The following is a 20133-nucleotide window of genomic DNA, read 5'->3' as shown; positions in this document are numbered from 1 at the left end:
TACGGACTAAATCATGACCCCCTCCACTTTAGTCCGTAAAGCATCGCCAAAAAGCACCCCCGCGGCGCACCAGCGGTCAAAATTTTACGGACTAAATCGCCACCCCCACGCATTTAGTCTGTCGCACCCACCCAAAAGCCGCCAAAAACACAACAAAACCATCATTAAACAGCTCAAACAATAGCACCAGCGCCCGCCCGACACTTGTTCGCGGGCATTTATCACTTGTTCGCGGGCATTTATCACTTGTCCACGTGCATCCACCACCCGTTCGCCAGCTTCTACCACCCGTTAGCGAGCATTCGCCCCTCATTCACAAGCAATCACCTAACGTTTGTGCCGCGCCACTCCACTTTTGCCAACTTTTACTTATTTTTAGCCTGTATATGACCGCGGCACGCCACATATTCACCCGCATCCTGGCTCCAGCGCGCATTCTCGGCGCGCTATGCGCGCCGCTATTCTCGCGCATGCCCACCCTGCGGGGCATATCTGCGCCAGCAATAAGCATCCCTGCGCCAGCAATAAGCATCCCCGCGCCAGCAATAGGCATCCCTGCGCCAGCAATAAGCATCCCCGCGCCAGCAATAAGCATCCCCGCGCCAGCAATAAGCATCCCTGCGCCAGCAACAAGCATCTCTGCGCCAGCAATAAGCATCCCTGCGCCAGCAATAAGCATCCCCGCGCCAGCAATAGCGCGCCGCCCCGGCGCGGCTTTATCCGCGCCAGCACTAACGCGTGCGCTCCCCGCGCTCGCCTTCCTCCTGCCGGCGCTCTTCATCGCCTGCAGCAACGGCGAGCCCACATCCCCCTACGAGCACCCCGAACTCGACTACATCCCCCTCGACGACACAAACTACCCCTACGCAGGCCTCCCGCGCCTCGTCATCGAGACAGCGAATCACCGAGCCATCGCCGACTGCGAAACCGAAGTCCCCGCGCGCGCGCAAATCTGGGGCGCCACCGCCCCCGAAGGCGACATCACCGCCCTCACCATCCGAGGGCGCGGCAATTCCTCCTGGGACATGCCCAAAAAAAGCTACAAGATCGAGTTCGCCCAAAAGCAACCCATCCTCGACATGCCCGCCAACAGGGACTGGGCCCTCATCGCCAACTACGCCGACAAGAGCATGCTCAAGAACTTCCTGATGTTCAAGCTCTCCTCCGCGCTCGGCCTCTACTACACCCCGCGTAACGCCTTCGTGGAGCTCTACATCAACAAGTCCTACTACGGCGTGTACCAGCTCACCGAAACCATCAAGATCGACGAGAACCGCGTCAACATCCCCAAGGAGGGCAACTCGTACCTGGCCGAGCTCGACTTCAATCACAAAGACGACGACCCGTTCGTCACCACCAGCCTCGAGATGCCCATCCGCATCCACTCGCCCAAGAACGCCAGCGATTCCGTCATCGCCGCGTTCTCCAAGCAAATCGACAACTTCGAAAGCTACCTCGTTAACAGACAAACTAGCGACTCCGTCGGCCTGGAAAAATGGCTCGCCGTCGACGACTACATCAAGCACTTCTGGATTCAGGAATTCTCGCGCAACAACGACGCCGCCTTCTACTCCAGCATCTACTTCTCGTGGATAGAGAACGGGCCCATCCGCATGGGGCCCGTGTGGGATTTCGACCTCGCCTTCGGCGGGCACAAGATCGACTCGCTGAACACGCCCGAAGGCTGGCTCGCGCGCGACCTCCTCTGGAACCACTTCCTGTTCAAGGATTCCTCCTTCGTGTCGCGGCTGAACAACTTCTGGGCACAAAACCGCCATCAGTTCGCGGCAGTGCTCGACACCATCGACGTGTACAGCAGCGCGCTCGCCATGGCCGCCGGCAACAACTACCGAAGGTGGGACGTGCTCACCACCACGTACGCCGACGCCATCGACGAACTAAAGGCATGGATCCAGAGGCGCAGCGCCTGGATCGACCAGCAGGTCCTCCCCGGCGAATGACTCACCCCGCGGCAGCCGGCGGCAACCCACCTGCGACAAGCAACCCGCCAAAACCTACCACCTTGTCACGGCGCCCGTGGACAGGTTTATCATGTAGCAATTAAGGTTCTGCATTCCCAGGGCAGTCGTGTCCACGACATTGTTGGCCGCGCAGAAAGCCGGGGTAAACGTGCCCGGATCGGGCACGTTGTGGTACGCCCCATCGCGGACCATCAGCACGACGCCGAGCGGCGCGCGCGGGAAGAACCCCGGCAGAATCCCCGTCACGCTCCCGTGATGCGACGCCGCGTAATACCTCGCATTCTGCACAACCGACGCCCACGGCGCCAGCCGCTGCCACCCCGCCGCGACCATATCCCCCGGGAAAACAAAGTCGCCCACGGGTGTAGCCACCCTCGAGACTACCGAGTACTCGTTGGCGTTGCCCCTGGTCACGGCCGGCGCCCGGGGAGCCAGGAACGTCAGCGCAGGCGTTGCGACCTGGGCGTTCGCGTCGATGACGTTGAACCCGTTGTTGATCAGGAACCGGAGCAAGTTGTTGTAGTACGCGCTCTGGCTCTGGTAACCGAGATTCACGTAGAAATCCGTCTGGGTATTTATGTAGCCGCGCCTTATCTGCTCGAAGACACCCGAATAGTGGTCGTAGTGCGCGTGGGTCAACACGAAGGCGTTCAGCACGAAGGGGACATCCGTTCGCCCCTGGAGCAGCCGCATACGGTTAATGGTGTTGTCGATCTTGGGCTGGTAATCCGTCGGGTTCCGCAGGTAGGCCACTTCCCTGTTCGAGCAGTCGATTCCGATCGCGTTGCTGCTATCGAACACGAAGCTGCAGTTGCCCTGGCCGACATCCACATGCGCGCTATATTGCGGCATAAAGCTCAGGCTCTGCCTCGGGGCCCCGGCCCGCATCAGGGCCGTCCGCCTTATCAGCGTGAGTTCGCGCGTGTAGAGCCGGGCGTCCGGATGGTCGTACCCGTTCATGATTCCCGCGGGCGACCCGAAAAAGAGGAACGAGTACCGCATCAGGGCACGGTGCGCCCGCTCCGTGTACGGGATCTCCCGCACCTCCCACAGGCCGTCGAGGGCGTCCTCGCTAACAGAAAACTCCAGCACCCGGTTCATGGCGTACTCGCCCACCGCCCTCACGTTGAACCTCCGGAGGAGCGATCGGTATTCAAGCGGGTAGAGCGCGACGTACCTGCTCACATTGCACAGCTGCATGCGAATCACGCCGCCTTCGATATAGAAGGCCTCCAGAGTGTATACAGGCTCCTCGGAGCCGAACATAGCCCTAAATCTCATAAGTATCCTCCATTTTTCATCCCAACACTATTTAATATAAATTAATTTCGTATAAAGTAACATTCATTTTTATTTACAAAAAAAGACCCCCTATCTATAAAACGGAGAAAGGGGGGGGGGGCAAAATGAGCCTGTGTGAGTCCGGCATTCACGCGCATTAAGATGCCGCCACTCCCGTCAGAATCGGGATATTGCTTATTGCTAGGGCCTATTCACATTCTCATTTTGAAGAATAATCCGAGGTTCCTGACGCGGATGGATTTTATCGAGTTTTGCAGAAGAACTTTCAATAAGCATTGACGCCAAGTCCAAAACATTTCTGGCAGCCTCGGTTTCAAATCCCGCTATACCTTCAAGAATCGCTTCGTCGTTGACGGCATACTTTTGCAGTTCTTTCACCAAATCGACTAACTGGCAATAACTCGCCTTAATTTTCTGAGCAATATTTTGTGGTTTGGAAATGGTTATGGTTGTCTCGTAACCGAGTGCGGCAAGGAATGCGCACATATCGTCAACTTTGATTTGATCGTTGCTAGCGCTTTCAAGTTTAGAAATGAAAGATTGCGAGGTCTTCATCTTCTTCGCCATTTCGGATTGCGAAAAATTCGCCCTGGCTCGGAGAATTGTCAGATTTTGGCTAATACTGTAATTTTTGATGTTTTCCGTTACTTGTTTTGCAGTCTCTTTTTCAACTCCCATTTCGTTCATTAAATCTGATATGGTCGATAATCTCTGGTCCATGTTGATCTCCTGAGGGTGGGTTGCAAGTTGTTTCATAGCGTTTGGATGAACTGATGTCCGATCTTTATGTCTTTTTATTGCGATTGTTTATCGCCAATTGACGTTAGATGAATCATTCGAGTTTGCTCTTGCGGATAAATGTACAACCGAAGTTGAACACCTCCTTTAGGCGGCCGTTGATCTATGGCAAGCAATCCTTTTTGTTCGTTATGAACAAACGGGAGCGTTCTTTTTGCCTGTTCTAAAGGAACTCCAGCATCTAGCGTTTTTTTGTAAGTATCCAGATTCTTGAATACGTTTTGGAATTCCTGCGTGTGTTTATTTGAAATTTTTTCAGCGGTGGATTTTGAATAGCACGGGGCAATATTGTATTCCCACGGCTGCATTGCTTGCGGCATAACGACTCCTATTATTTCATTTTCAGTCCTTTAACCAAAACGCATTTATTCCATTTCAGAATAATATATAAAAATTTTGGTCAAATTTCAATGCAATTATTCCATTTTAGAATATTTTTTTTCTTTTTTCCTTAAAAACCACCAAAAATCTCAACTTGCTACTCGCGGCGCGGCTGACATTGTTGAATTTAGGGCGTTCCCCGGCAAGGCCGGGCATCCTTCCCTAACGGCAGAGCATCCGCCATCTCCCCATATCCTTCTTCTTAAATATATGCTCTTTGGAAAACTTTCTCCGCGATCTCGCGTTCCTCGGCGGAGGGATTGGGCTTCCCCCGCAGGATACACAGGACCCTATCCCGGTCGACGCCCTTCAGGTTCTCAACGAACCTCAGGGAGCCTTCGCGCTGGCTGCGGAGGATGGACTCCCTGAGACCCGGCAGGAAGTCCGGGAACTCCCCCCACACCAACAAAATCATATATACTGCGAAGAAGAACGACCACATACATCATACGCACAAATAGAGTAAATTATTTTCACTTTCGCAATGGCGTTCCCTGCTGCGCAGGGGCGGGCTCTCGCGGCACGGAACCGTGGCGTAACCCCACGGTTCCCCCGCCTAGAGGGCCGAGCGCAAGGTACGGGCGGCCCTCCCGGCCCTTCGGGCTTCCATCCCTAACGCAGATGCGGGCAACAAGAAACATTGCCGCAAGTGGCTATTGGCCTAACGCAGGACGCAGGAAGCAAGCTGTATGTTCGTAAATGGTTGAATGACTAAAGCAGGTAACTATTGTTTGCAAAATCAATTTTTTTTCAAAAATGTCACCATTTGACATTCAAGAATTATTAATTTATCTTCGGACATTTGTTGCTATTGCATAACAAAGTCAATCTAGTTAATTTCAGAATAAAAATAGGAGTACAGCATGTCCATTGAGAGGATTGATATAGCAAAATTTCGTGGATTTCATCAAGTCGGTTTTGAACTGGGTGAAAATTTGACAGTCATCGCAGGCCAAAATGGAACTCAAAAAACGACTCTTTTGGGTATGCTCACCCAACCATTCGCCATAACAGACAAGAAAAATCCTTTATCTAACGAAAAACCCTTATGTGGGGGGAATTACAAATCCTCTTTTTCGGAAAAATTCAAACTTTCTGAGAAATTTGACAAGCCCAAAGAACATGAATGGACTTTAACATATGACGGTGGGAAGACATTCACCGTAGAGAGCATAAAATCGAATGATGACAGAAAAAACCACATCCGTTTTTGGAAAAAAGAGAAAAGTTCACGAAAAAAAGGATCTGGATACATTCCGAAGCCAGTTATATATTTAAGTCTCTCCCGCTTGTTACCAATAGGTGAAGACGAAGCAATTTCCGATTCGTCCAATTCAGTAAAGCTAACCGAAAGCGAAGAGAAACTATATCAAAAATTGCATAACAAAATTCTCATAATTCCAGATGTGCCCATAACAAAGATATCACATCTAGAAAGTCAAAATAAAAATACTCTAAGTGCAAATACAGAATTCTACGACTGGAAGATGAATTCTGCAGGTCAAGACGACATTGGAAAAATAATTTTGGCCCTTATTTCATTTAAAAGATTAAAAGAAAAATATGGAACAGCATATACCGGAGGAATACTTGCTGTTGACGAATTAGACGCAACTTTGTATCCCGCTTCACAGGAAAAGTTAATCGAAGTGTTGCGTACATACGCCAGCAAATATGACATTCAATTTTTTTTCACCACACATTCTCTTTCAATGCTGAAGCATATATGCTCTACAATTGAAGAAAATAAAGTAGCAAAAGACATTAAGCTTGTTTACCTTGAAAAAATAAACCAAACCATAAAATGTATAGAAAATATTTCTTACGAGAATATTATGGACAAATTATTTGCTATGTCAACGAAGAAAACGGAATCCCGTATAATGACCTTTTCTGAAGATGGCGAAGGAAGGTGCTGGTTAAAAGTTCTATTGGGACAAACAAGAACAAAGACATTAAAAATCGTAGACTGCAACATAGGTTGCGCCTCCCTAATTCAACTTACAAAACAAAAAATACCTCCTTTCGTCTTCCCAAACTCTATCATAATTTTGGATGGAGATGCTAGACACGATGTTGAGAAACTATCAAAAACCTTAAAAAACTATTTGGTATTGCCTGGCGACATTTCGCCAGAACGGCTTCTTGCAAAATATTTGAAGGATTTACCTGACGACAATCCATTTTGGGAAAAATGCGGGAACAACTATACCAAGCAGGTTGCATTTAGAGATTACCAATACGATGAAATAATGGAGAATCGTGAAAAAGCAAAAGAATGGTTTAATTCACAGTTGCATCATTGGGGGAGAAACGCAACAAGGGCCATTACTGCATGGTGTGAAGCAAATCCAGGAGCCAAAGAAGATTTTATTGTTAAATTTGAAGAGTTAATAAAAAAATGGGAAAAGTAGCAAGTGGACGAATTCCATACCCAAACAATCGTTGATATTCCGGTAAAGGACTTGGTCCTCTGGACCGAGAACCCTCGTGATCCTATTGACGAATCTGCAACTGACCAAGAAGTTGTGGAACGAGCATATGCAGACCCCCGTGGGAAATGGAATCTGCATAAGTTCGTATCGACTATGGGAGATTTCTACGATTACAGCGAATTGCCAACCGTTGTTTACAAGAACGGAAAACCTGTTGTATATGACGGCAACAGACGTATTGCTTTAGCCAAGATAAAACTCGGATATGTGAACCACCTCCAAACAATGGATTTGGATATCCCTGATTTTCCGGAAACCATGCCTTGCGCAGTCTGCTCCGAAGAAACAGCAATACAGAGGATATTAAGAAAGCACAGTTTAGCAGGCTCTTGGGATGAACTAGAGCGAGAAAAATTCGAACGCAAGTATTTCCCTCAGACGCCCAAGTCACCATTCCTGCTTGTAGAAGATGCGCTTGGCGTAATATCCGCTAATGAAGAACTCAACCAAAATTTTGTCAAAAAAGAAATCTTCACGGAAACAAATCTGAAAGCCCTTGGTTTTTCAGTTGAAGATGGAATGTTACACTCCAAACACTCCAACGAAGACAATTTAAAGATCATCAACAACATTGTAGAAAAAATCAGGAACAGAGACCTATCCACCAGAAACAGCCGCGGGCAGGTATTTGATGTTCTCGACTCAAGCATCAAACAGTTAATCGAAGCCGATAAAAATATAAAGCCCCATCTGATTGAGCACGCCGAGAAGTCCAAGCAGGTTTTGCCTAGCAAACCGGCACCACGCTTCACTAAAAGGACCGTCCCCAAAAATGATGAAACCATTTTTGGAGAGAAACTATCTCTAAAAGCAGGCCCAGTAAATGACCTATATCGAGATATTGTCGAATTGTTTTGGTTTTGGAAAAATAGACAAAGCAGCCAATCTCACCTGTCGAACTCCTTTCCAGCACTAATTCGTATGTCATTAAGGCTGCTAACAGAAACGGCAGCAAAAAATTTGAACCCAGAATGGAAAATCGATCAATATGTGGAAGATTACTACGATTCCGCAAAAAAATGTTTAACCCAAGATCAAAAAACAACTTTATCTAATCTCGTTGGAGAATCACGAAAGATGGTCCAGTTGTTGCAAACAGGAGCACACAACTATCAAGCGGCATGCAACATGGAGCAAACAATGATTCTTTCCATATTGGTTGCAAAAATGCTGAAAATTTCACACGGATTAGGAGACGCATAATGGAAAGAGCCGTTTCGCCACTCCGATATCCCGGGGGGAAATCTCTCATTTACCCTTTTTTGGAATCATTCCTAGAAGAGAATGGAATGATTGGGGCGGCATATGCCGAGCCCTTTGCTGGTGGCGCAGGGTTAGCACTTGCACTTTTGTATAAAGGGCTTGTAAAGAAGATTTACATCAACGATCTTGACAAGGCAATCTTTTCATTCTGGAAATACGCATTAGAACATTCTGACGAAATGTGCAAATGGATCGCAAAGGTCCCATTAACGGTTTCGTCATGGAAAAAATTTCACAACGCCTATTTGAGCTCCGAGAAACTATCTGCAGAAGATCTTGCTAAAGCAACTTTCTTTTTAAATAGGACAAATGTTTCTGGAGTCATAAAGGGCGGAGTAATCGGAGGTTTGGACCAGACCGGGGCATATAAAATAGATGCCAGATTTAATCGAAAGTCGCTAATTAAAAAAATTCAGCGGCTAAACGATTATAAGGACAATATTGTTCTTTCAAACGAGGATGCGCTAACATTCATAAGAAAGCGCGAACGAATGCAAAGCGACATCTTTTTATACCTCGACCCACCTTACTACCAAAAAGCCCCAAATTTGTACATGAACTTTTACCGGGCCGATGATCACGCAAATCTCGCAAAATTCGTTCAGACAATGAAAAAGAATTGGATGGTATCCTACGATAACCATGCGTTCATTCAGAATTTATATTCAGACCGGAATAGTATTCTTTATTCCCTGCAACAAAGTGCGTCTAACCGGATTGGAAAAGAAATTCTGATATTCAGGGATAATCTTGTATTTACCGAATCCATGAAAAAATTGAAGAATGCTGTTGTCTTGCAGTAAAAAGTTTTCAAATACTTTTTATTATTTTTTTTATTCGCTTGATTTTTTCTTCATTTGTTAAAGAATCCATGCGGTAATCAACAAAAACAGGCTCACGCTCTTTTAGATAATACAGCCAACCACTCAACGCCATTCCATAATATTCTTCTATTTCTTCTTGTGGAATAGATTCACCAACATATCCGTTTCCAGAACAAAACATTTCAAATCTTACCGGATATGACATTGCATCATTTTGGACAAGAGCAAAATTTCCATTTTCATCAACAACCAGCGTATTTCTCTTCTTATCGTCCCCCTTTTTTAAAACATTTTCAAGTTCTTTAAATGTAAAAACATGCGGCGGATTACCAATTTTTTCTAATTCCACATTCAAAAAATACCTAGGATAAACTTCTATTTTTTTTGAATTACAATATTCTTCCGCTCTATCCATAGCCTCATTAATCGCGGTTCTAATTCTATTCATTGATTTCCTTGAATAGGCAAAAAAACACTTATCAAACGGGAAACCGTCTCGAGAATCAAGAAAGTTTTTTTGTTTAAAAGGTTTAAATTTTCCATTAACATTCAAATAATATTGTTGGTTTCTCTTCACTATTTTTTTTCACAAAGTTTTCATACCGATAAAAATCTATTTCGTACGAGCTCAAATACGCATTCTTTGCAAAAATAACTAGACAATTATTATCACCAGCAAAATGAGTATTTACGAATTTTTCAATACAGTCTTTATGGTTCAGCGACAAATCTTCACAAACGATTCTTTGTTCCGTATAAAAGTTCGCAAGAATCACTACAAAATTTTCAGGTTCAATCTCTAAATCACACAAAAGATTCAATCTTTCCTTTAACGATAGATTATCTTTTTTATGTAAAATCCATTGTGCAACAAGCACTTTACAATAACAATCTTGAGTTTTATTCGCAAACTCAATCCACTCTCGCAGCGTTCTCTCTGGAAAATTATATAGAAGTCCAGAAATCATACAGGAAACAAGATGCTGAGAAACATAATAACCATGATCTTCTATGGAGCATATTTCCTTTTCTTTTTCAACAAGAGTATTGATTACCACCACAGGGTCCACTGCAAAAACAGCTTTCAAAATTATGTAAAAACTGTAATCAATTTTCAAGTCGCAAACAGAAACATCTCCATAAAAATATTTTTCAGAAACAAGCCTTATACATTCATCAATGTCGCTTATATTTTTTAGCGATAGTCCTTGTAGCATCCTTTTTTCTGAAGAGAAAATAGCCTTTTGTGACTCAAGAATCTTCACAACAAGCGACTCAACAAACCTATTCCATTCATCAACATATTTTATTTTTGAGGTTAACAAAGGAAATATCGGTTCATCCTTAAATAAATCACATCCTTTATATTCCGCTTGAGTCAACTTATAAATTTTTTTTCAAAAATTTCATTATCAATTTTTTCATTTAATTCTTTTAGCCAAAAAAAATCTTTTTGAATTTCTTCTTTTGAAAAAGAAGGAACAATATATTCAATCTTTTGTTTGGGAGTTTCTTTTTTTTGCAAAAAATCTTTTACGAGGTATTTTGCGTAAACGTCTTTTACTTGTAAAGCAATCGAAAGTTCAAGTTCTTGGATAAAAAGGCTGTAATTATTAACAGTCCCATTCCATGAATTGCTCAAACTATAGTAAACAGATTCATTTCCACTATCAATAATCAGATATCTATCGTGTAATTTTTCCCTTTTAAGAAAATACACTTGAGCATTTGAAAATGAACGATAAACGCTATTCAACAAATCTTTTGGATCCGTTTTAGATTTAGAAGCAGAGTCGCTTGGACGCTCAGATGGATCGGTTGTTAAAATAGTCAAGTTAAAATATGTAGTCACACATGAATTAAAATCATTCAACCCATCAAGATCAAAAAAAGGATCAATTATACATACTTCTTTTGCTGTTTGCAATACACTTCTAGCCCAATCCAAGAAATTCCTTCTACCAGATTCGTCATCAGAGAAGAAAAAAGATCCAAGATACTGTTTTTGCTTTCCCCAAAATTCATTCTTATAATCCCGTTCAATATCAAAAACATCCTTCTTTCCAGCAATTACAAAATTTGAATAATCATTTAAAGCAATCTCGTCTCTTTTCTTACTAAGAAATCTATTTTGAATTATTTTATGATTTCCGCCCCCAACATTCATTCCTATTGAAATAGACCTGATTAAAGAACTTCGCTCCTCAAAAACAATACTTGTTCTTCCTGCTGAATCTTTTTTATATATAGAAAAATGTGTCCTACCAAAATTTTCAAGTTCTTCCAAACCAGGGAGATTAATATTTTGGTTCGGTTCTAGATTATGAATTTCTTTGTAAAGAATCTTGCCGGCATCATCAGGAATTTCAACATTCACTAGATACGAGCACCCTTCTTCTTTGTCAAATAAATACCTTATATAGCGATTACCATTATCCGCATTAAAATTATGTCTAAGAAAAAAGTTAGGCAGCCTTTTATAAACAGCAATACTTCCCGGAATCGATCCATGATCTAAAATATCTAACCCGATTATTTTTTTTATTTCAGACATCACTTTTTGCTGTATTTGCAATTTATCATACTCTGAAAAACAAAAATTCGAAATTTCCTCAATTTTTTGAAGAAATTGGGCATATTTTTTTAGAAAATCGACATCGTAAAAATTTTCTAAAAAAGAGCAAGCAAAATGATAGGGAGACCCCTTTGTACGGCCACAATCTATTGAAAGAAAAACGGGATTTCTTCTTTGATATCCTGAAACAAATTTTTCATTAAAAATTTTAAATTCTGTTCTCAGATTAATCTCTTTATTCACTGGAACATCATCAAAATTTGATTTCAAAAAAATTGTATCAATTTCTTCAGCATTTGTTTCCAGTACGCTCGACCAAAACACAAGCATATTATTTGGATTATTCTTCGCAGAAAGAACAAACTGTATCAGCACCTGATTTTTTGCCATAAAATACCTGCCAAAATAAATTCAAATATTTCTGAATAAATATTATTTGTTTTTCTAATGAATTGTTGAAGAGATTTCTCTTTTCAATATCTTTTACGCACTAAACTTGTTCAAAAACTGACCAACACTCAAAACATCAACTTCATCATACCACAATTCGGGCTTTCTAAAACGAATCAAGCATGACTTTAATTTTGCGAAATAATTTGTTTCGGAGACATCCACTCCCCCCATATCCGCACCTATTTTCTCATAGATTTCATTTTCTGAATTTTCGCCATCAATTACCGCATAAAAGACCAACAAATATTCTGCCGTAGTCTCTATTTGTTCTTCAATATTAGGACACATTAATTTTTCAAACGTATGGAAACTTTCCATCGCTTTAAGTTGGATATTTTCCTGCAATTCCTTATTTTTATACCAATCCCTTTCCTTTAGCAATTTGCCATAATCTTCGCACGGTTGGCCACTAATTTGGGGGCATATTGTCAATGCAGGATTAAAGTTAGATTCATTTACCAGTTTCTCAAAACCAGATTTAAATTCCACAAAGCAGATTCTTTTAGGGCGTAAAAAAATCCCATCAGCAGAGTATGCTTGTTGCTTTGAAAAAAAGGTATCGCTTATCTTATCAAAGTTCCAACCTTCAATATCAGAATCAATACAAAATGAACCATCATCTGATTTCGAGATGACAGCAACAGTGCTTCTATATTTCCCCCACAAAGAATTTAAATAATCTTCTGCAGAACTAGACAATACAACAGGCATAAAACCCCCTCTCTCCCGAATTTGTTACAAGTTCACAATTTTATCGTAAAGATTCTTCATTTCAGAAAATCCCTTTACAAAATCAGCATAAATCGGTTTTAAATTCTGCGAAACATCAACATAACTAACAAAAGAATTATCGTTTTTTATCGCTTGATAAAAATTTGCACGGTCCTTGATTTTGTACATACGAGACATTGCATCCAAAGCCAATAAGAAGTTCTGACTATGCGTTGTCAGCAGCACATGGCATCCGATTTCCTTTACAAGTAGAACGACTATCTCGGCAAACTTATTCTGCCAGTCCGGGTGCAAATGACATTCAGGTTCATCAAGAATCAAAAGGGTCCGTTCAGTAATATCCCCTGACATAATGAGCATTTTCAGTATCGAAAACATTTTTGCACCAGTCGCCAAATTAGAGATATCCAGCTTTGCCCCGTCATCGCCTTTATAGAACTTAGCTTTGTTTTCTGAAATAAATGTTCCCGGCAACACAGCATTCATTCGATCCGAAATTTGCCTAAATTTCGCTATTGCCTGCACTTTCCCCCAAACATTTACTTCCTGCAAATTATTCAAGTGATACCGCAGTTCATCTCTATGACGAAGTATCACATTTGAATTAATAAATGATCGAGTCTGTTGAGCCGAGAGAGCGAACTTCGAGAACTGATAATCATCTTCAACAACAAAAGGATCGTCAATGTAAAATACATTAGAATAAGGCTTCCGATCAAGGACCTTTCGAAAGCCTTCCGGATACCTTCCCTCCTGCAAAACAACATGCATACATCTTTGGTCATTCGATGTTATTTCAATAGAAACTTTTGAAGTAGGATCTTTGACTGGGGCTACTTGACCAGAGAATTCTATGTCTAGTTGTGTTCGTACGGCTTCCTTTATATAGTTCTCTAATTCGGGATCATCATTGATTTTCCGAATAATCTCATCAATAAAAGCTAAAGACTTTTCCTTATCACTTTCAAATTTTTCTGACGTATAACTTTTATCATCCAGCAAATTCCAAAATAAACTATTACCTTCTTTTATTTTATCAAAATCAAGCGATTTCAAAGACTGTTTGAATGTAAGAAGGAAACTATCGATTTCAGAAACTTCAAACTCTCTAAACAACATAGAGTCCACAAAGACTGGTTTAAGAGTCCTGTCTGACTTTGAAAGCGATTTCAATGCAGCTTTTACAGTTATAGGGAAAAAGTTAGGAATTTCCTTTAAATGAGCAACCGCATAGTCAAATCTATCAATAAGTGCTTTAAACTCATAGTTTTCCACACTGCGAACTAGCGCATAAGCGGCCCTCCCCACAGTGGACTTTCCACTGTTGTTCGCTCCAGTAATCACAGTCAACCCGTTAATATCGATCGACGAGTTTTTTACAATTCCGACATTATCAAGTTTAATCTGCATATTACAAATTCCTTCAATCCAAATAATAATAAAAAATTTTTGAAGGGATCCCTAATTAAAGGGGTCTCACAGCTCTTATACCATATTATCCCTGCCAACTCTCTTTTGTCAACTCTTTTCATTGCCCAAACGGCAAAACCTTTAACCAGACAGCAACCTCCCCCGAATGTGGTCAGCATACCGAAATCAGCGCCCTATTTTACATTTTCTGTAAAACTCCGCCAAAAAAAATTATTGCGGGGGGCGCGTAGCGCCTCCGCAAAACTTTTCTTGGCGGGTATTTACCCTACCTCAGCGGGTTCTTGTCGCTCTTGCAGCACTTCATGAACTCGGCGATGTTGTCGATGTAGGTGAAGTCACGAATCATGTCGCCGTTGTTGAACACCTTGATGTGCTCGCCCTTCGGGCTTCCATCCCTAACGCAGATGCGGGACTTACCTGTTCCCGTACATTTTTTCGTAATACTTTTCGTAGTCGCCACTCGTGATGTTGTCGAGCCATTCCTGGTTGTCGAGGTACCAGCGCACCGTCTTCTCGATGCCTTCTTCAAACTGGAGGCTTGGTTCCCAGCCGAGTTCCTTCTGGAGCTTGGTAGAATCGATGGCGTAGCGGGCATCGTGGCCCAGGCGGTCCGTCACGTAGGTGATGAGGTTCATGTCCTCGCCTTCGGCGCGGCCGAGCAGCCTATCGACAGTCTTAATCACGACCTTGATGATGTCGATATTCTTCCATTCGTTGAATCCGCCGATGTTATACGTCTCGGCAATCTTGCCGTTATGGAAAATCACGTCGATAGCGCGGGCATGGTCTTCCACAAAAAGCCAGTCGCGAACGTTTTCGCCCTTGCCGTAGACCGGAAGCGGCTTCTTGTGGCGAATGTTATTGATGAAGAGCGGAATCAGCTTCTCGGGGAACTGGTACGGACCGTAGTTGTTAGAGCAGTTCGTGACAATCGTCGGCATGCCGTAGGTATCGTGGAACGCGCGCACAAAGTGGTCGGAGCCCGCCTTGGATGCAGAATACGGGGAGTGCGGCGTGTACTTGGTCGTCTCGTAGAAGAAGTCGTCACCGTAAGCCAGGTGGTGCTCGCTGGAGCTCGCGGTCGTCGTAAACGGGGGCGTGATGCCTTCGGGGTGGTTCATCTTGAGTGCACCGTAGACTTCGTCGGTGGAGATGTGGTAGAAGCGCTTACCCTCGTACTTCTCGGGGAGGCTTTCCCAGTAGAGTTTCGCGGCTTGGAGCAGGCTCAAAGTGCCCATCACGTTCGTCTTCGCGAAGGTGAACGGGTCCTTGATGGAGCGGTCCACGTGGCTTTCTGCCGCCAGGTGAATGATGCCGTCGACATGCTCATCCTGCATCAGCTTGTAGAACGCGTCAAAATCGCAAATATCCATCTTCACGAACTTGTAGTTCGGCTTGCCTTCGATATCCTTCAAGTTCGCGAGGTTGCCCGCATAGGTAAGCTTATCGAGGTTGATAATCTTGTATTCCGGGTACTTGTTCACGAACAGGCGCACCACGTGGCTACCAATGAAGCCTGCGCCGCCGGTAATGACAATATTCTTCATAAAAACTCCTTATAGTTCGAAAGCGAAGCCCAAATCCTTGAGCGCCGGGTTTTTTGTGTCCTTTTCGGAAAGCAGAGGTTCGAAACCGTTTCCGACCGGCCACTTAATGCCGATTTCGGGATCATTCCACATCAGGCCACCTTCATCCTTCGGATCGTAAAGGCGGGTACACTTGTACACGAATGTCGCCGTCTCGCTGAGCACAACGAAACCATGGGCAAAGCCTTCGGGAATGTAGAACTGCTTCTTGTTCTCGGAAGAAAGCACAACGCCTTCCCACTTGCCGAATGTGGGGCTACCCTTACGGAGGTCCACCGCCACGTCAAAGACTTCACCATCAATTACGCGGACAAGTTTTCCCTGTGGGTTCTTCTTCTGGAAATGAAGCCCGCGAAGCACCCCCTTCTTGCTCTTAGATTCGTTATCCTGCACGAATACCATGTTCAGGCCCGCGGCATCAAATTCCGCCTTGTTGTAAGTTTCCATGAAGTAGCCACGAGCATCACCATAAACGGTCGGCTCAATGATGGTTACACCCTCAATAGACGTCTTGATGAAATTGAACTTTCCCATAACGTTATTCTCCTATTTCTTTTAAATATCGTGCAAGAGCGTCCTGCCATGTGGGAAGCGGTTTGAAACCGGCTTCTACGAGTTTGCACTTGTCCAAGCGGCTGTTGAACGGGCGCGCAGCCTTGCTGAGGCCGTATTCGGCAGTCGTTACAGGAATAACCTTGGTCTTCAAGCCAGCCTGTCGATAGATTTCGCAAGTAAAATCATACCAGCTGATGTATCCACCTTCGTTAGTAGCATGGTAGTAACCATATTTTTCAGTCTCGTTCATATCCACGAGCAACCGAGCTAAATCCAAAGTATAGGTCGGCGTGCCGATCTGGTCGTTCACCACGCGCACGGTGTCATGAGTCTTACCCACATTAAGCATCGTCTTAATGAAATTCTTGCCGTTGAGACCGAACACCCACGCGATACGCACAATAAAGAACTTCTCCAAGGTCCCGCTCACGGCGAGTTCGCCTTCAAGTTTGGTTTGACCGTAAACGTTCAGGGGCTTGTAATCCTTGCAATCGGGCTTCCAGGGTTCCGTCCCCTGGCCGTCAAAAACGTAGTCCGTGCTGATGTAGGTCATCTTGCAATCAAGAGCCTTGCAAATATGTGCAATATTTTCGGTGCCATACGCATTGATTGCACGAACTTTTTCCTGTTTGTCAGCATCTTCCGCCAAATCAACAGCAGTCCACGCCGCACAATGAACAACCGCATCGGGTTTGACATCCATCAAGACCCGTTCTACCGCTTTCGCATCTGTGATATCCAGTTGACGATACTCCGCCTTTGTAACAGCAGAACCATCAGCAACGCCCGCGTATTCTGAAGCGATATCGCTCCCCACGGCAACATGCCCACGAGATACGAGTTCGTTCACCACATCATGACCTAATTGGCCCCCAACACCCGTTACAAAAAAAATCATATTTTCTCCTTATTCCACAGTCACACTCTTAGCCAAGTTTCTCGGTTGATCTACATTATTGCCACGCAATGTAGCCACATGGTAAGCCAATAATTGCAACGGAACACATGTCAAAATCGGCATAAGCATCGGTAATGTTGTTGGCACACGGATTAAATCGTCTGCGAATTCATCAAGCGGCGAGCAATCCTGTGTTGTTACAGCAATCACCTTACCGCCACGCGCCTTGATTTCACGAATATTCGAGATAATCTTATCAAACAAAGCATCCTTCGGGGCAATCACTACCACAGGCATATTCTCATCAATAAGCGCAATCGGGCCATGCTTCATTTCAGCCGCCGGATAGCCTTCTGCATGAATATAACTGATTTCCTTAAGTTTCAGAGCACCTTCCATCGCAACTGGATAGTTATAGTGGCGACCGAGATAAAGGAAATTCTTCGCATCCTTATATTTTTCAGCAATAGTGCGAATTGCGCTGTTCAGTTTCAGTGTTTCTTCAACTAGTTCTGGAATCTCAGTAATTGCATTTGCGATTTCCATACCATGCTCAAAAGATACACGACGCTGGCGGCCAAGCAACAAGGCAATCATTGTCAAAACAAGGACTTGTCCAGAGAACGCCTTCGTACTCGCCACACCTATTTCAGGGCCTGCATGCAGATACACACCCCCATCAGAATTACGTGCGATAGACGATCCAATCCCATTACAAATACCAAGAACTGTTGCTCCCTTCTGGTGAGCTTCCTTCATTGCAGCAAGTGTATCTGCAGTCTCGCCTGATTGAGAAATTGCAAGGACAAGTGTCCCCGGCTTTATGATGGGATTGCGGTAGCGGAATTCAGAAGCGTATTCCACTTCAACTGGAACACCTGCCAAGTCCTCAATCACATATTCACCGACCATACCTGCATAGTAACTAGTTCCGCAGGCTGTGATAATAATACGATTGATATCACGCAATTCGCGAATATTAGCTTCAAGTCCCGCTAATTTAGCATTACCATCAGCAATATTCAAACGACCTCGCATCGTATTTCGCAATGCTTCGGGCTGTTCGAAAATTTCCTTAAGCATGTAGTGGTCGAAACCGCACTTTGCGACAGCATCTTCATCAAAGTCAATCTTCTGCACATCGCGCTGAACAGTTTGGCTTTGAAGATTCAATATCTCATAACCACCATGGTGCGCAACGACAATGTCGTTATCATCTAGATAGACAATCTTGTGCGTATGGTTCACGATAGCAGCAACATCGCTAGCCAGGTAATACTCGCCATTGTCCCCTATTCCGAACACAAGCGGAGATCCGCGACGAGCGCCAATCAACACATCCGGTTCATCTTTACAGATGATCCCAAAACCAAACGCTCCCTCAAGTTTGCCAATCGCCTGGATTACAGCCGATTTTAAGTCCCCTTGGTAGAAATGCGAAATTAGATGTGCGACAACTTCCGTATCGGTATCTGACTTGAATTCAACTCCATTCTGTTGCAGCTTCGCCTTCAAAGAAGCATAGTTCTCAATAATACCGTTATGGACAACCGCAATTTTCCCATCTGCGCTGACATGCGGGTGAGCGTTGTTCTCGGTTGGTGCTCCATGAGTAGCCCATCGCGTATGCCCAATACCAAGAGAACTTTGTTCATCAGCAAAGTCTTTTAATTTCTTTTCAAGTGCAACAATTTTCCCAGCAGCCTTGACTGTCTGCAAAGAATTGTTAGAGACAAATGAAACGCCCGCGCTATCGTAGCCTCGATATTCTAGTTTCTTCAGACCATCTAACAAAATGGGAAGGACATTTTTAGAACCGATATAACCAACTATTCCGCACATACAGTAATCCGTCAATTAAAATATTTAGTCAACAATAAGTAAATTACTTTTCTAAACTGATCAATAAGAATGGCCAACAAATACACAGAACACAAAAAGCAACAAATCAGAAACAAACATGTAAAACCCTCATGTAGACTGTATAAGGCAACTATTTTTTTTACAAAGACTGGTTCACATAAATTTACATTCGTATGTAATAGAAAAACAGCAAAACACGATGATGCAACCCAGTTGACGAATCGATTTGTAAATAGTAGTTTTGAAAATAGTAGAAGCAGAAAAACCGAAGCTAATATAACTATAGGATTTATGTAACTAAAGATTTGTCCTGTTGGATGATTTGTAAATCTAGAAATGAACTCTAAAATACTTAACATAGCAACGCACAGGAAATATCCTATACAGTGAAATAGAATACTTTTTTCGCTAAAAAATGTAGCGAATTTTCGAATATATTGAGCAAGTAAATACAGACCTATAAAAGAGATTGTAGAATATCCCTGCTCGATAAATTTTGCGGAACCCGTTAATCCATAAATTGTTTGGAAAGAGAAAAAACTTATCAAAACTAACAGAAATGCTTTTTTGTCTGATTGATCACAAAAAGCATTCAAAATCGGAGACATTAAGTACAACAACAAATATGATTTAACAAACCAATTCCATGTCGTTATTTGGAAGCAAGCCGCAATTCCTTTAATATTTAAAGGAACATCAAGAAAAATTACGCAGAAAGCGTATATGAGTAAACCAAAAAAGAAAACCTGAAATAAAAAACTCAGCAAAGATTTCCATTTAAAATGAATCCCGAACCATCCTGAAATTAAAACAAAGACATCAACACATACAATACAGGCCGATTCCAAGACAATTCTTGTCATAGACGGAATAACACGAGTTGCACACTCTTGTGCTGAAGGTCCCCCATCTAGCGCAAAATAATTGGCATGGACAGCCAAAACGAGGAACATCGCTATTATGCGAAGTAATTCAAAATTTGATTGTCTTTCCAT

Annotated in this window: 19 protein-coding genes; 4 read left to right on the top strand and 15 right to left on the bottom strand. The window is 43.4% G+C overall.

Going from position 1 to position 20133, the window contains the following annotated elements; translation table 11 throughout:
• The first annotated feature begins 386 nt into the window (after window positions 1-386).
• Window positions 387-1961, top strand: coding sequence for a CotH kinase family protein (locus B7994_RS14110; protein WP_158213131.1), 1575 nt, complete (start codon window positions 387-389; stop codon window positions 1959-1961).
• 54 nt (window positions 1962-2015) lie between these two features.
• On the opposite strand, the gene B7994_RS09835 is transcribed toward B7994_RS14110, so the two are convergent.
• The 4 genes from B7994_RS09835 to B7994_RS09820 all read right to left on the bottom strand — a co-directional run bounded on the left by B7994_RS09835 (window position 2016) and on the right by B7994_RS09820 (window position 4905).
• Window positions 2016-3263, bottom strand: coding sequence for a hypothetical protein (locus B7994_RS09835; protein ID WP_144063836.1), 1248 nt, complete (start codon window positions 3261-3263; stop codon window positions 2016-2018).
• A gap of 201 nt (window positions 3264-3464) precedes the next feature.
• The gene (locus B7994_RS09830; RefSeq protein WP_158213130.1) at window positions 3465-4004 is read right to left on the bottom strand and encodes a helix-turn-helix transcriptional regulator; all 540 of its coding nucleotides are present in this window, start codon (window positions 4002-4004) and stop codon (window positions 3465-3467) included.
• A 74-nt stretch (window positions 4005-4078) separates the two neighbouring features.
• Window positions 4079-4402: a hypothetical protein gene (locus B7994_RS09825; RefSeq protein ID WP_088638284.1), complete on the bottom strand. Its 324-nt coding sequence runs from the start codon at window positions 4400-4402 to the stop codon at window positions 4079-4081.
• 263 nt (window positions 4403-4665) lie between these two features.
• Window positions 4666-4905, bottom strand: coding sequence for a hypothetical protein (locus B7994_RS09820; RefSeq protein WP_088638283.1), 240 nt, complete (start codon window positions 4903-4905; stop codon window positions 4666-4668).
• A gap of 421 nt (window positions 4906-5326) precedes the next feature.
• On the opposite strand from B7994_RS09820, the gene B7994_RS09815 reads away from it, so the two are divergent.
• The 3 genes from B7994_RS09815 to B7994_RS09805 are packed head-to-tail and all read left to right on the top strand — an operon-like array spanning window position 5327 to window position 9024.
• Window positions 5327-6877, top strand: coding sequence for an AAA family ATPase (locus B7994_RS09815; RefSeq protein ID WP_088638282.1), 1551 nt, complete (start codon window positions 5327-5329; stop codon window positions 6875-6877).
• 3 nt (window positions 6878-6880) lie between these two features.
• On the top strand, window positions 6881-8161 hold the full coding sequence (locus B7994_RS09810) for a hypothetical protein (RefSeq protein ID WP_088638281.1): 1281 nt from the start codon (window positions 6881-6883) through the stop codon (window positions 8159-8161).
• Window positions 8161-9024, top strand: coding sequence for a DNA adenine methylase (locus B7994_RS09805; RefSeq protein ID WP_088638280.1), 864 nt, complete (start codon window positions 8161-8163; stop codon window positions 9022-9024). Before B7994_RS09810 ends, B7994_RS09805 begins: the two co-directional genes overlap by 1 nt.
• Window positions 9025-9031: 7 nt before the next feature.
• Here the strand turns inward: B7994_RS09805 and B7994_RS09800 are convergent, their stop codons facing one another.
• The 11 genes from B7994_RS09800 to B7994_RS09755 form a co-directional block, all read right to left on the bottom strand.
• Entirely contained in the window at window positions 9032-9493 is a 462-nt protein-coding gene (locus B7994_RS09800; RefSeq protein ID WP_144063835.1) for a hypothetical protein, read from the bottom strand.
• Between the two features lie 94 nt (window positions 9494-9587).
• Window positions 9588-10427, bottom strand: coding sequence for a hypothetical protein (locus B7994_RS09795; protein ID WP_088638278.1), 840 nt, complete (start codon window positions 10425-10427; stop codon window positions 9588-9590).
• On the bottom strand, window positions 10424-12010 hold the full coding sequence (locus B7994_RS09790; RefSeq protein ID WP_088638277.1) for a VPA1262 family N-terminal domain-containing protein: 1587 nt from the start codon (window positions 12008-12010) through the stop codon (window positions 10424-10426). The genes B7994_RS09795 and B7994_RS09790 overlap by 4 nt, the downstream gene beginning before the upstream one ends.
• Before the next feature lie 93 nt (window positions 12011-12103).
• Window positions 12104-12784: a hypothetical protein gene (locus B7994_RS09785; protein ID WP_144063834.1), complete on the bottom strand. Its 681-nt coding sequence runs from the start codon at window positions 12782-12784 to the stop codon at window positions 12104-12106.
• A gap of 24 nt (window positions 12785-12808) precedes the next feature.
• The gene (locus B7994_RS09780) at window positions 12809-14215 is read right to left on the bottom strand and encodes an AAA family ATPase (RefSeq protein WP_088638275.1); all 1407 of its coding nucleotides are present in this window, start codon (window positions 14213-14215) and stop codon (window positions 12809-12811) included.
• 286 nt (window positions 14216-14501) lie between these two features.
• The gene (locus B7994_RS13940; RefSeq protein WP_144063833.1) at window positions 14502-14696 is read right to left on the bottom strand and encodes a hypothetical protein; all 195 of its coding nucleotides are present in this window, start codon (window positions 14694-14696) and stop codon (window positions 14502-14504) included.
• Entirely contained in the window at window positions 14650-15783 is a 1134-nt protein-coding gene (locus B7994_RS09775) for a dTDP-glucose 4,6-dehydratase (RefSeq protein WP_088638274.1), read from the bottom strand. Before B7994_RS09775 ends, B7994_RS13940 begins: the two co-directional genes overlap by 47 nt.
• Window positions 15784-15792: 9 nt before the next feature.
• Complete coding sequence (gene rfbC / locus B7994_RS09770; RefSeq protein ID WP_088638273.1) at window positions 15793-16356, bottom strand: dTDP-4-dehydrorhamnose 3,5-epimerase; 564 nt, start codon at window positions 16354-16356, stop codon at window positions 15793-15795.
• A gap of 4 nt (window positions 16357-16360) precedes the next feature.
• Complete coding sequence (gene rfbD / locus B7994_RS09765) at window positions 16361-17275, bottom strand: dTDP-4-dehydrorhamnose reductase (protein ID WP_088638272.1); 915 nt, start codon at window positions 17273-17275, stop codon at window positions 16361-16363.
• 9 nt (window positions 17276-17284) lie between these two features.
• Window positions 17285-19117: a glutamine--fructose-6-phosphate transaminase (isomerizing) gene (glmS, locus tag B7994_RS09760; RefSeq protein WP_088638298.1), complete on the bottom strand. Its 1833-nt coding sequence runs from the start codon at window positions 19115-19117 to the stop codon at window positions 17285-17287.
• Between the two features lie 11 nt (window positions 19118-19128).
• A complete protein-coding gene (locus B7994_RS09755) occupies window positions 19129-20133 on the bottom strand; it encodes an acyltransferase family protein (RefSeq protein WP_088638271.1) in 1005 nt (334 codons plus the stop codon).

Origin of the sequence: Fibrobacter sp. UWR2, from assembly GCF_002210285.1 — a bacterium.
Lineage (GTDB): Bacteria > Fibrobacterota > Fibrobacteria > Fibrobacterales > Fibrobacteraceae > Fibrobacter.
The sequence above is the reverse complement of the archived record's forward strand: the minus strand, read 5'-3'. Positions and strand labels throughout refer to the sequence as shown.

Coding starts and splice junctions, on each gene's coding strand:
- B7994_RS09790 (WP_088638277.1), bottom strand. CDS start 12,010: ATGGCAAAAAATCAGGTGCTGATACAGTTTGTTCTTTCTGCGAAGAAT.
- B7994_RS09835 (WP_144063836.1), bottom strand. CDS start 3,263: ATGAGATTTAGGGCTATGTTCGGCTCCGAGGAGCCTGTATACACTCTG.
- B7994_RS09755 (WP_088638271.1), bottom strand. CDS start 20,133: ATGGAAAGACAATCAAATTTTGAATTACTTCGCATAATAGCGATGTTC.
- B7994_RS09815 (WP_088638282.1), top strand. CDS start 5,327: ATGTCCATTGAGAGGATTGATATAGCAAAATTTCGTGGATTTCATCAA.
- B7994_RS09805 (WP_088638280.1), top strand. CDS start 8,161: ATGGAAAGAGCCGTTTCGCCACTCCGATATCCCGGGGGGAAATCTCTC.
- rfbD (WP_088638272.1), bottom strand. CDS start 17,275: ATGATTTTTTTTGTAACGGGTGTTGGGGGCCAATTAGGTCATGATGTG.
- B7994_RS09830 (WP_158213130.1), bottom strand. CDS start 4,004: ATGGACCAGAGATTATCGACCATATCAGATTTAATGAACGAAATGGGA.
- B7994_RS09780 (WP_088638275.1), bottom strand. CDS start 14,215: ATGCAGATTAAACTTGATAATGTCGGAATTGTAAAAAACTCGTCGATC.
- glmS (WP_088638298.1), bottom strand. CDS start 19,117: ATGTGCGGAATAGTTGGTTATATCGGTTCTAAAAATGTCCTTCCCATT.
- B7994_RS09785 (WP_144063834.1), bottom strand. CDS start 12,784: ATGCCTGTTGTATTGTCTAGTTCTGCAGAAGATTATTTAAATTCTTTG.
- B7994_RS09825 (WP_088638284.1), bottom strand. CDS start 4,402: ATGCCGCAAGCAATGCAGCCGTGGGAATACAATATTGCCCCGTGCTAT.
- B7994_RS09775 (WP_088638274.1), bottom strand. CDS start 15,783: ATGAAGAATATTGTCATTACCGGCGGCGCAGGCTTCATTGGTAGCCAC.
- rfbC (WP_088638273.1), bottom strand. CDS start 16,356: ATGGGAAAGTTCAATTTCATCAAGACGTCTATTGAGGGTGTAACCATC.
- B7994_RS09820 (WP_088638283.1), bottom strand. CDS start 4,905: ATGTGGTCGTTCTTCTTCGCAGTATATATGATTTTGTTGGTGTGGGGG.
- B7994_RS09800 (WP_144063835.1), bottom strand. CDS start 9,493: ATGAATAGAATTAGAACCGCGATTAATGAGGCTATGGATAGAGCGGAA.
- B7994_RS14110 (WP_158213131.1), top strand. CDS start 387: ATGACCGCGGCACGCCACATATTCACCCGCATCCTGGCTCCAGCGCGC.